Annotated in this window: 11 protein-coding genes, 1 tRNA gene and 2 pseudogenes; 4 read left to right on the top strand and 10 right to left on the bottom strand. The window is 37.2% G+C overall.

Annotated elements, in window-relative coordinates; all coding sequences use genetic code 11:
* Positions 1 to 327: 327 nt before the first annotated feature.
* The 3 genes from trmL to queG form a co-directional block, all read right to left on the bottom strand.
* Positions 328 to 801, bottom strand: coding sequence for a tRNA (uridine(34)/cytosine(34)/5-carboxymethylaminomethyluridine(34)-2'-O)-methyltransferase TrmL (gene trmL, locus ABES52_RS16405; RefSeq protein WP_429652390.1), 474 nt, complete (start codon positions 799 to 801; stop codon positions 328 to 330).
* Positions 802 to 869: 68 nt separating this feature from the next.
* Entirely contained in the window at positions 870 to 1733 is an 864-nt protein-coding gene (locus ABES52_RS16400; RefSeq protein ID WP_429652389.1) for an amidase domain-containing protein, read from the bottom strand.
* A 184-nt stretch (positions 1734 to 1917) separates the two neighbouring features.
* The gene (gene queG, locus ABES52_RS16395) at positions 1918 to 3054 is read right to left on the bottom strand and encodes a tRNA epoxyqueuosine(34) reductase QueG (protein WP_429652388.1); all 1137 of its coding nucleotides are present in this window, start codon (positions 3052 to 3054) and stop codon (positions 1918 to 1920) included.
* A gap of 82 nt (positions 3055 to 3136) precedes the next feature.
* Here queG and ABES52_RS16390 point away from each other — a divergent pair, with 82 nt between their 5' ends.
* Positions 3137 to 3805: a B3/B4 domain-containing protein gene (locus ABES52_RS16390; RefSeq protein WP_429652387.1), complete on the top strand. Its 669-nt coding sequence runs from the start codon at positions 3137 to 3139 to the stop codon at positions 3803 to 3805.
* Positions 3806 to 3898: 93 nt separating this feature from the next.
* Here the strand turns inward: ABES52_RS16390 and ABES52_RS16385 are convergent.
* Both ABES52_RS16385 and ABES52_RS16380 read right to left on the bottom strand, forming a co-directional pair.
* Positions 3899 to 3972 (bottom strand) — tRNA-Gly (locus ABES52_RS16385).
* 485 nt (positions 3973 to 4457) lie between these two features.
* Positions 4458 to 4946, bottom strand: coding sequence for a hypothetical protein (locus ABES52_RS16380; protein WP_429652386.1), 489 nt, complete (start codon positions 4944 to 4946; stop codon positions 4458 to 4460).
* 168 nt (positions 4947 to 5114) lie between these two features.
* On the opposite strand from ABES52_RS16380, the gene ABES52_RS16375 reads away from it, so the two are divergent.
* Positions 5115 to 5558 carry a Dps family protein gene (locus ABES52_RS16375; protein WP_429652385.1) on the top strand — a complete coding sequence of 148 codons (444 nt, stop codon included), beginning with the start codon at positions 5115 to 5117 and terminating at the stop codon, positions 5556 to 5558.
* Between the two features lie 60 nt (positions 5559 to 5618).
* Here ABES52_RS16375 and ABES52_RS16370 read toward each other — a convergent pair whose 3' ends face one another.
* On the bottom strand, positions 5619 to 5996 hold the full coding sequence (locus ABES52_RS16370; protein WP_429652384.1) for a PH domain-containing protein: 378 nt from the start codon (positions 5994 to 5996) through the stop codon (positions 5619 to 5621).
* A 223-nt stretch (positions 5997 to 6219) separates the two neighbouring features.
* The gene (locus ABES52_RS16365) at positions 6220 to 7881 is read right to left on the bottom strand and encodes a PAS domain S-box protein (protein ID WP_429652383.1); all 1662 of its coding nucleotides are present in this window, start codon (positions 7879 to 7881) and stop codon (positions 6220 to 6222) included.
* A 797-nt stretch (positions 7882 to 8678) separates the two neighbouring features.
* Between ABES52_RS16365 and ABES52_RS16360 the strand changes: the two genes are divergently transcribed.
* The gene (locus ABES52_RS16360; protein WP_429652391.1) at positions 8679 to 8999 is read left to right on the top strand and encodes an IS3 family transposase; all 321 of its coding nucleotides are present in this window, start codon (positions 8679 to 8681) and stop codon (positions 8997 to 8999) included.
* Between the two features lie 179 nt (positions 9000 to 9178).
* Here ABES52_RS16360 and ABES52_RS16355 read toward each other — a convergent pair.
* The 3 genes and pseudogenes from ABES52_RS16355 to ABES52_RS16345 form a co-directional block, all read right to left on the bottom strand.
* Positions 9179 to 10037, bottom strand: a pseudogene (locus ABES52_RS16355) (DUF817 domain-containing protein).
* A gap of 369 nt (positions 10038 to 10406) precedes the next feature.
* Complete coding sequence (locus ABES52_RS16350) at positions 10407 to 10628, bottom strand: helix-turn-helix domain-containing protein (RefSeq protein ID WP_429652382.1); 222 nt, start codon at positions 10626 to 10628, stop codon at positions 10407 to 10409.
* Positions 10629 to 10638: 10 nt separating this feature from the next.
* Positions 10639 to 11121: a DUF2975 domain-containing protein gene (locus ABES52_RS16345; protein ID WP_429652381.1), complete on the bottom strand. Its 483-nt coding sequence runs from the start codon at positions 11119 to 11121 to the stop codon at positions 10639 to 10641.
* A gap of 583 nt (positions 11122 to 11704) precedes the next feature.
* On the opposite strand from ABES52_RS16345, the pseudogene ABES52_RS16340 reads away from it, so the two are divergent.
* Positions 11705 to 11968: pseudogene (locus ABES52_RS16340) on the top strand (IS21 family transposase); the annotation flags it as partial.

Genomic DNA, 11968 nt, shown 5'->3' with positions numbered 1-11968 from the left:
AAGCCGCAAGACCCATACTTGAGCATAGCGAGGGAAGCGGCTTGCGGCTTGCCCGCGGAAAGCGTCCGCCATAAGCGTAATGTATAAATATCATCAGTATCATTTAACAGACATTCATGCCAATTGCCATTGGCACATCGATGAATAAAATAACACAATGAATTATAACATAGCCTATTTTTAAAATTTTCCCTTATTTCTCCGATTTTTTCCAATAAAGCTGCATATTTTGCTCATAAAACTTCAAAATTTGCTCTAAACGGTTCACTTTCTCGTAAATTCCTCATTTTTCTCACAAAAAAAGACCGCCTACTAAAGAAGCGGTCATTACTTTACATTCGGAAACCCTTGCTGACGCAACGCTTCGTATACAAGAATCGCAGCCGTATTCGATAAGTTCAACGAACGTACGTTATCGTTCATTGGAATGCGCAGGCATCGTTCTTTATTCGAAGCTAGTACGTCTTTCGGAAGTCCTGTCGTTTCTCGGCCAAAAATAAAGTAAATATCTTTTTTAGAATCGCTGTAATCATAAGATGTATGATCGCGCTCACCAAATTTCGTTAAGAAATAAAAATCGCCACCGGCATTTTTTTCAAAAAATTCGTCTAACGAATCGTAGTAGAGGACATTAACGTACTTCCAATAGTCTAATCCCGCACGACGAAGCATTTTATCATCCGTTGAAAAACCTAATGGACGAATTAAATGTAAAGTTGTATCAGTAGCAGCACACGTACGGGCAATGTTCCCAGTGTTGGCAGGAATTTCTGGTTGGTATAAAACTACATGTAATGGCACAACTGTTCACCTCATCTAAAAAAACTCTATTTGCCATTATACCACTCTTTTGAAGGAGGACAAGCTTTTCACGGATGATCAACGATTGAAAAGAATTTGTACTGAATATTTGGGGTATAGGCGCTGGAATCTTCATACGACCAATACCGTAACCGACTGTTCGTGGTATGCGCATTAACGAGTGGCATACCGTATGCATCTTTTCCAGTCACAATCGTGTTATGATCATACCGGCCGTCCCCTTGAAAGTCGTAACAGATGACATCTCCTAGTAATAACTCATCCGGACTATATACTTCTTTTGCTTTTAAACCGACCGTCGAGTGGGTCAAATACAGCCTTAAGGAATTAGCGACACTCCAACTATAGCTCCAATTGTTATGCATCATCCACCAGCCACGCCCACGATTCGGATATCCTCGCATCGGTGCTCCCCCAGCATGCAAACACTGGGATATATAATTGGTGCAGTCCACTTCAAACTGTTTATAGGCCGGATTGTACGAATTCCACCAACGTTCGGCATATTGAACCGCTTTTTGCCGATCATAGGTATAAGGATAGGATACCCGTTCGTCTGAAAAAACATCAATCGCATCATGGTTCTCTTCATACACCACGTCTACTTCTCGGTCATCCACTAATTTTTTTTCTGCAAAGGTTGCGATTCTTGACTCGATTTCTTCCTCTATATAAAACAAATCAAGTTGTTTTACTAAATACGTCAGCTGCGTTTGATATAACACTTCCGTATGGTCTCCGTGTTCTACAGTTTTTTTGATCCACCCTTTTCCGATCACCTTCACAATTTCAGCATTTCGTTTTGAAGCTAGTTCTTTTTTGCGCTCTATTTTCGGACAAACAACATCCCGGTCATTTAATACACATTGGTCGAGCCGACATTGTAAATATTTTTGCAGTTGCTCTTTCATACACCCCACCCTCCTCTTTCCATCCTATGAACGGAGAAGCAGGTTCAATCCTTTTTAAAAGTATTGGATTTGGATCAGTCATAATTATTCTTGATTGCACGCTTGTCCTTCTATTTTACAATTTTAGACATTTGTTTTGCAGTTTCAGCTTTTTGGCTTGCACTATAAAAAAACGGAGTGAAGGTCACTCCGCTTCAAAAAAAGCTAATCCTTTTACAATTTCAGCTAACACATCCGGATCTTTCTCCCGCTCTTTTGCTTCTAGTAACGCTTCGTACGCTTCGTTACCACCGATTTTCCCTAACGCCCAAGCTGCCGTCCCCCGAATCACCGGACGTTCATCTGATCGCATGACGTTAATCAGTTCCCAAACGGCCGCTTCCTCTTTATAATGAGCTAGCGCTAAAATGGCATTCCGTTGAATCGGCTTCTTTCCGCGCCATGCCCCAGAAATGTGGCCGAACTTTTCTTTAAATTCGCGATTAGAAATCGAAAGAAGCGGCAGCAGCCTTGGCTTAGCAATTTCAGGATCCGGTTCCATCTCTTCATGGAGATGAAAATCCTTTCCTTTATTTTTCGGACACACCGTTTGACACGTATCACATCCGTACAAACGATTCCCGATTTTGTCACGGAATTCGTCTGGCAAAAACCCTTTTGTTTGGGTTAAAAAGGCGATGCACCGCTGCGCATTTAATTGTCCAGGTCCCACTAACGCTCCTGTTGGACAGACGTCTAAACATTTGGTACATTCTCCGCATTGTTCCTCCATCGGCTCATCCGGCTCAAGCGGCAAATTGGTAATCATTTCTCCTAAATAAACGTACGAACCAAACTCCGGCGTAATAATGGAACAATTTTTCCCGCTCCAGCCAATACCCGCTCGTTCTGCGACAGCTCGGTCGACTAACTCACCAGTATCCACCATCGAACGGCATACAGCATCTGGTACTTTTTCTTTAATAAATTGTTCCAGTTTATCTAACCGATCTTTTAGTACGACATGATAATCGGTTCCCCAAGATGCACGGCAAAAAATCCCACGTCGGTCCCCTCGCTTGCTTCGGGGAGCGTTTTTCATTTTGGACGGATACGCTAACGCAATTGAAATAATCGAACGCGGCTCTTCAAAAATGAGGGATGGATCGACCCGTTTTTCGATATCTTTTTCTTCAAATCCTGACTGATATCCTAACTCTTGTTGCCGAATCAAGCGATTTTTCATTTCGGTAAACGGATCTGGAGCAGCAAAACCGATTTTATCAATGCCAATCGTCCGGCTATAAGCAATAATTTCTTCTTTTAATTGTTGCCAATCCATCAATATCCCTCCTTTCTATTTCTAATACCATCATTCGGTATGATAAACTAACAGTATATTACACTGGCTAGGGGTGAATGAAATGAACGTAACAGTTGATTCTGCTATTACTGAACTCGTTCCTACCTTTAAAATTGGTGTCATTCATTACGAGGGCATTCAAGTTGGAAAGTCCCCGCAAATGCTGCGTGGGCGTTTGCTGCTTTTCCAGGAATCCATCTTTTTTGATTTAGAAGAAAAACCAGTAACGGCGTTCCCGGGCATACAAGAATGGCGTCAACTATTTAAAACGTTTGGAAAAGACCCGAACCGTTATCGTCATTCGGCAGAAGCTTTATACCGTCGCATTAAAAAACAAAATTATTTAACGAGCGTCAACTCAGCTATCGATGTTAACAATTTCTTTTCGTTAAAATATGAAACACCAATCGGTATCTATGATAAAGACCATATTAAAGGTGACGTCATCTTACGAATTGGTAAAGACGGTGAAGAATACATAGGATTAAACGGTAGAAGCAACTCGCTCGACGGCTTACTCGTTTCATGTGATGCCCTCGGGCCATTTGGCAGTCCATTTGTCGATTCCGATCGAACACCGGTGACCGAAACCACCACATCTGCTTTACAAATTATCTATCTTCGCCCTTCTTTATCTAAAGAAGAGAGTGAAAAACTCACAAAATCATTAATGGACATGTTTCTCCAAATTCATGGAGGAACAGGTACGTTTGAAGTCATTGGGAAATAACCAATGGCTTTCTTCATTTTATCCGTATATAATCAAAAAACGCAATGCTTCGTTCATTTCGAAACGAAACACTGCGTTGAATACGGATATGTATGGAGCGGGTGATGGGAATCGAACCCACGACATCAGCTTGGAAGGCTGAGGTTTTACCACTAAACTACACCCGCACATTTGTCGAATGTTATCTCTTTCTGTCGAAGACATTTTTTATTATATTAACATCACTTAAAAATTGCAACAGCTTTTTTTAATTTTTTTTAAGAATTTGTGACAGCGTAAATATTAGCTTCACAAAAACGTCTGACCTTTACAAAATATTATGTAAAAATAATGCTACCATCAATTTGTTTTGGAGACAAGAGGAAACATTTGTGACTATTGTTAAATAGAACCCCTAAAAAGAAAAAAGATCATTCCCCATAGGAAATGACCTTTTCATTTTATATAGGATCTTTTAAACGATACTGTTTATATTTATATTTCGCTGCAGGCGGACGCTTTCCGCGGGCAAACCGCTAGCCGCTTCCCTCGCTACACTCAAGTAACGGTCTTGCGGCTTCTTGTTCCCGCTGGAGTCGCCGCCGTGTGAACAACTTGCTAAAAATCAACAATGAACTATAACATCACCTTTATATAAAATCATCCTTGACAGTCAGTAAGAATTGGTTGCTTCTTCTTCGGTTGATAGGGATACTCCCATCGCCTCTACCAATTGCTTGGCTTGTTGTAATGAAGCTTCCGCTTGCTGTTGCCACCATTGGATGGCTTGAATAAATGGCTTTATATCCGAGTTGGCATGTTCTTCCATCACTTTAAGTCCTTCTCGAACGTGTTGATCTTGTTTCTCTGCATTACGGATACAGGCAATCAGTGTCTTCACAATGGATTGTTGCTGTTCACCATTAACTAACCGTTGAGCTGAGCCGACCGTTGTTACTCGATGGTAGGAAGCAGGAACCAAGTGTGTATGCATTTCATTATTTCCCTGCAAGTCTTTCGTTTCTGGAATATGATAAAGTTGCGTACTCATCGAACAAACCATACTTTCCGCATATAAACTTTGCTGAAGAAGATTCAGTATATTAGTCCAACCGTTCACCCGGTAAACATAGTAAGGATACACAAACTTCACTCCTCCCATATAAATGAGCCTTCTTGTCATATGGTTATGACTTTAATGAATCAATCATGATGAATTTCCTCTTTTAATAGCAAAGAAATAATTATTACCAAGTTATTCTATAATCTCTTTTGTTTAAAAAAGAAGGACATAGGGGACTTTAATAGTGAAAAAAGGAGGAGATACCACATGGTAAAAGAACAACTGTTGGACATTGTCAATAAACAAATTGCGGATTGGATAGTCCTATACGTCAAGTTGCATAATTACCATTGGTACGTTAAAGGACATCAATTCTTTGTGTTACATGCCAAGTTTGAGGAACTATATAACGAAGCCGCTCTCTATATTGATGAACTAGCTGAACGCCTACTCGCCCTCAATGGAAAACCAGTTGCCACCATGAAAGAATGCTTAGAATTGTCTTCCATTCAAGAAGCAAAAGGCAACGAAACGGATGAACAAATGGTACAACAATTGTATCAAGACTTCTCATCGATGGTAGAAGACTTAGCAAAAGGATTAGAGTTAGCAGAGGAAACAAATGACGAAGCAACGGGAGATATGCTTCTAGGTATACACAAAAGCCTTGAAAAACACAACTGGATGCTTAAATCGTTTCTCGGTCAATAATTACCGTAAAAGAAGAAAGGACAACCCCTTTCTTCTTTTTGTTTACCACGAATACGAATTTTATTTCGCTACATACGTTGCCAATGCTTTTTGAACATCATAAATACTTTTATCTTTTTTAAATTGCTTCATAATCGGTTGCGAGTTACTGGAAATCCAAATTTTTAACTCTGCATCTAAATCAAAAGTTCCTGCTGTCTCCACACTGAAATGAGTAATACTTTTATAAGGAATGGAATGATATTCTACCTTTTTACCAGTTACGCCCTGCTTGTCAATTAATATCAATCGCTTATTTGTAAAAACAATTAAATCACGGATCAACTTATATGCTTTTTCCACACGTTCCTCTTCAGTTACAATCTTTTCTAATTCCTTTTTAACCTCTTCAATATTCGCTTCGGAAACATTGCCCATTAACCCGTCTAATATTCCCATGCACAGACCTCCTTCATTAAACGATTTCATCATTCTTAATTTATTCTATAAATAATTTATAGATTCTCAAATTTTTTGTATCTATAAATCACTTATATACAAACGAGCGGAATTTCTAATTATTTCCCTATAAAAAAAACCATGACCGATGTAGGCATGGCTATAAATTAAACGATTAGTCTACTTAGTTCGATTTTTTCTTTTTGCATTGTTTCATTATTCCTCAATTATTGCCACGTGACTCTTTTTTATAAGGATTATAGATGCAGTACGTATTTTTTCCCTTGCGTTTAGCCTCATATAAGGCTGAATCCGCTTCTTTAATTAATGAGTTTTTATGTTTGTTTTCCCCTTTATAAAAAGCAATACCAATGCTTGTTGTAAGTTTTAATTGAGTACTTCCAATATCAAATGGTACTTCCATTGCCTTAATCATACGATCAGCGACCTTTAATGCATCTTCTTTTGTTTTTATATTGGTAAGTAGTACTTGAAATTCATCTCCTCCCATTCGTGAAACCATATCCCCTTCTCGGAGATTACTTTTTAAGCGTTGTGCAAATTGCTGTATGACTTTATCGCCAGCGTGATGACCGTAAGTATCGTTTACTAGTTTAAAGCCATCACAGTCTAAAACGAAAACCGCTAACAGTTTTTTATGTCGCCTTGTCGCTTTCATCGCTTTAGACAGTTGTTTATCAAATAACCGACGATTGGGTAGATTCGTAAGTGAATCATGATACGCCAATCGTTTTAACTTCTTTACTTCTTTCTTTCGTTCACTTATATCTCGTGACATAAAAACGATTTGATGGACTTGACCACTCTCATTCAAGATAGGCGTCCCTAAAGCTTCTAACCAAACCGTCTCTTTATTTTTGCTATACCGCCGAAATTCCATTGATTGTGTCGTTTTCGTTTGAACGATGTCCTCTAATGTTTTTTGAATATGGACCATATCGTCATGATGAACAAACGCCATAAATGATTTGTTTTTTATAAATTCGGGTTGCACACCGAGAATCTTTTCATGAGAAGGTGAAGCGTATAATATGATTCCTTTTGAGGTGACAACAGTGATCAAATCCGTAGAATAGTCAGCAATTTGTTTAAATCGTTGCTCACTCTCACGAAGTTGTTTTTCTACTTCCTTTAGCTTAGAAATATCTTTATAAACCGCAACGCCGCCAATCATTTGTCCATTTTCCATGATGGGGGAATAAGAAGATAATGTATGAATGATTTTTCCACTCTTTGTCATACGTTTCGATTCAAGATTGTTAACGCTCTCACCTTTTTGAATCAGTCGTAATACATCGTTAAATTCCTCTTCATAACCATTAGGTAAAATGGAAATCGTTGAATCATTTAAAAGTTCTTCTTGTGTCCAACCAAATAGTTTCGTGAAACTTGGATTGACTTTTACAAAGTTTCCATATTGATCGAACGTACACACCGCATCCGCCGCATGATGAAAGATGAGCTCTAGTTCGTTTTCCTTTTGTTTCCGATCCGTAATATCTCGAGTAACTGCAATGATATACTCACAGTCGCCCTTTTTGTTAAATAAAGGGGAAACCGTCGATTCATACCACCGATACGTATTTGCAGATATTTCAAACTGGTCTTCGTATGTGACTGGTTGTTTTTGACGAATCGCCTCTTGATAATGGTAAATGATGTTTTTGGCATTATGTACCCCCACCACTTCCTCAATCGTTTTTCCAATGAAGTTTTTTGGAAAACGGAGCTGATCGATAGCCGCTTTATTAACATCTTCATAACAAAAGGAGCCATCTTTTTTTACTGAAACGAAAAATACCATTTCTAAAATATTGTCAAGAATCATCTTCATATGCTCGTATTTTTTGATGATGGAATTCATGGCAGCTCACCTCAGATGTCAATATGAGCCTATTATTGTTTATCGTTTCATAGCTCTTTTAACAAAACTATCAAATAAATGTGATAATCATCAATAAACAATTTATTCCAATACAAAACTTCTAGACAACTGCATTTCCTCTATATTGAGCTATTGAAATTGTCTAATGGTTGTCTTTGGGTGTCCTAATTTTAACTAAAGCTGGCGTTAGATGGAGAAGGAATATATATCTTGTGAAAAGCGAGAAGTACAATAACATTTGGCAACATGTTAAGACATCAGAGGAGAGGATAAATATGAAAAAGAAAATTTTTATCTCATTAGCAATCAGTACCAGGAAGTAATTGCTGCCACAATAGCCTTGAAGGTGGAGTTCTTGATCGTGCAATAAGCAACGTTGACAAAGGTTATGGTGTTTATTTTCGATTTACTGGAATAGGTGGAGTTCCACCAGGATCTGTTTTACAGGTGTTTTTTTAATAAGACTAAAAATGCAGCTTTAGCTACTTTTTTACATGGTTTTTTTAAAATAAAAAAGAGTCAAAGGAAATACTAAATTGGTTCCAACCAATATAAAGATAAATCCGTTTAATGAGTTGCTAAATACACCCGAATCAAAAAGGACAGTAATAATAAATATATAAATAATACTTATTAAATAGGAAATATAGCCACTTTAAATCTTTATTAATTTTTTTCTCTCATCATTTATTCGTCAGTGGAGAATAACATATCAAAACGATTGAAACTATTCCACCTATACAAAATAAAACACTAAGTAATGAAATCTTTGGCCAATCAATAAACACAGTGACCAAGGGTTCCAGTACACATCTCATGAATACCACGCAGCTCTCCAACAACATGGTATCATTCCAAGTATGTCTAGAAAAGCAAACTATTTAGACAATGCTTGTATAGAAAACTTTTTTAGCCATCTAAAAACAGAATGTGTATATCTTGGGGAATTTAGCTCAATGGATGACCTGGAAGCAGCTGTTCATCAATATATGGAGTTTTATAATAATAGGCGCATTCAAAAGAAACTCACATATCTTAGCCATGTACAATACCAGACAGAAGGTATGTGCATAACACAAGAAATCACGGATGACTAGAGTAACTTCTCCATCAGCTTGTCTACCAATAGTTGATGGGCTGTCAGTGTCAAGTGGTTTCCTTGACATTGACAAAGCCCAATCAACTATGATTGATAAAGCTGATGAGAGGCCTTTTTAAACACTGTCTACTTGACAGGGACATGTCCAGTATAGGAGTGGTCTTTTACTTACTACGCTCATTCGCACCCTTTAACTGTTCGCTTTATTTTGAGAAGATCTCGTTCCTTTAAATGATTATCAAACGCCTCTTGAATCTTATCCTTCTTGGATGAAACAATTTTTCCCTTAACCTGCTTTAACGTCGCTACTATAAGAATGCTAACAATCACTAATAAGAACCATGAACTCACCTTTCCTAGATGAACGAGACTCCATGCATCGGTTTGGTTTGGATATTCCCAAGCTCCAAAAAACGTTGCGATATTTTCGGCTATCCATATAAAAAATCCGATGAGCACAAAAGAAAGTACGAGTGGCATACGGTAACGAGTACCATCAACCTCAAATGTGACCCATGATTGCCAAAAGACGATAATTACAAGTCCAGATAACCACCAACGAACGTCAATCCAATAATGGTGGATGAAAAAATTCATATAAATCGCAGCTGCAAGAGGTACAACTACCAAAAACGGTGGCCACTTAACCAGTTCAACCTTAAACCTCCTCCATGCCTGGCAAAGATAACTCGCTACACTTGCGTACATGAATCCACTATACAAAGGCACTCCAAAAATTTTGAAATATCCTTCCTCCGGATAAGACCAGGAGCCCATATGTACCTTGAAAAGTTCAAGAGCAAGTCCAATAAGGTGGAACAATGTGATAACCTTTAGTTCATCCCGTGTTTCAAGCCCATAACGCACCATCCACCACTGCATCAGAAGGCAGATGATGAGCAGCCAGTCATACCGTGGTAGGAAGGGAAGTGGCATGATTTGTGATAAAAGCCAAAGAGGCAAAAATAACGACAGGAAACAAACATGATAGGGCCTGCTCCCAACCAAAACGAACGAGCTGTTTTAGTGCTCTCATGATTTGTGCCTCCAAAGGTTTTTTCTGAATATATGTAAGTCCTGCTTAGTATAGTAGCATAGGTTCACCGCCGAATAATTTCTTTTATTTTAAAAGACTATTTAAAGAAGATTTATATCATCTAATGCTTTTTATTTACAAAATATTCATAAAAATATGAATGGTTAAATTCATGAGTAACTTCCCTTTTATAAATTTGATTCATTTGATAATGGATATTATTACAGCAAAAACTCAGAATATCATGGTGGAAGAGGAGATGGCCAACGTAAAAATTAAATGTTAACCCTCCTACTACCACCATTTTTGAAAAGATTATTACTTATAAAAAATGTCAACAATAACATCCTGTAAAATATCCGCACTTTATTATCCTTGAGTGTCTTCGTCACTTTTGTATTCTAAAATATCTCCAGGTTGACAATCTAATGCCTTACATATAGCTTCTAAAGTTGAGAATCTAATAGCTTTTGCCTTTCCATTTTTCAATATAGAAAGATTAGCCATCGTTATTCCAACCCTCTCCGAAAGTTCTGTAAGGCTCATTTTCCTTTTAGCCAACATCACATCAAGATTGATTATAATCGCCATGTTATTCACCTCAGACCGTTAAATCATTTTCTGATTTTATATCTATGGCTTCTTGTAAAAGCCTTTGGAGAACAGCAGCAAAGAATGCAATAATCGTTGAAGCAAAAATAATGCCCAATCCGATTAGCATGATACCTGGGGCGTCTTCTAACTTCGCAACGTTATAGAAGAATGGCAAACCTGGCACATAAAAGATACTGATTGTGATTGCACAGTATTTTATATTCTTTAAAGCCTTTACAGATAATTCCGAGAAAGCTTTGTTCTTGTCAATATAACTTAAAAGTTTAAAAGCCTGATACAGAGCGAAGAAAAATGGTATCGCCGATACATACATAACTATTAAAAAGCCATATAGTACATAAGCGAACTCCGAATTACTTTCTGCTGCTTCTTTAGCTAACATAGGCAACCCAAATATACATAAAGCAAGAACTGGAGTTCCGATAATAAAAACAGCTATTTTTAAAAACAATGTTGATCCTTGTTTCATAAAAAGCACCTCACTTATTTATTGTTAATTTGATTTTAATACGTATTTTATCGTTTTACAATAAATTATTATTTATTTTTATTATATTTTTATTGTCTTATAGAAATATCCTTTTAATTTTAGACGATAAAAAGAATTCCTCATTACAAAGAAATACTCTGTAACTTTAAAGTATTCAATTTACAACTTGTTCAACTAACCTGTAACGTTAGTTTAAGTACATGAAGCTACACGGAATAGTTTGGTTAAATATTAGAACTATTTATGATATAAGAATATAACTGTTTTTCCCAGTCCGTCTTTCATCACCAAAAACTAGACATATAACTTAGATTATACGTCCAGTTAAATTGACCTAATGTCAAATAATAGATATTACAGAAGCATATAAAAATGGTAAAAGAATAAAAACACAAGGACAAAGAGTAAAAGTTGTTTATTGCAAAATAAAAGTGCAGAGCTTTGCAAAGAAAAAATGCAGAGAACTGCACTTTATTAATAAATAAAAAAAGACTTGCCAGCCACCCCAAGTCCCTCTACTGTAATTGGTGTCGAATCAATTCATAGTGGAGGTTTAGAAAGGATGCTAGCAATGTCTGAAATTAATTGTATCAAATTCTTAAGAAACAACAAAGGTCTTTCTATTTCTGAAATACAGCGTACACTAAAAATTAATTGGAGAACTGCTAAAAAATATGCAGATGAGGATCAAATACCTAAACAAAAAAGCCCACAGAGGAAAGGTATGATGTATGAAGAAAAATGGGGTGAAATCGTTTCAGCTTGGCTATTTGAAGACTCTAAGTTAAGAAAGAAATCAAGAAGGACAAAAAAGAAAATTTTCCAT

The sequence above is a fragment of the Aeribacillus pallidus genome, from assembly GCF_050478865.1.
GTDB lineage: Bacteria > Bacillota > Bacilli > Bacillales > JACDOC01 > JACDOC01.
Note: the sequence above shows the minus strand (reverse complement) of the source record. Positions and strands in the feature narration are given on the sequence as shown.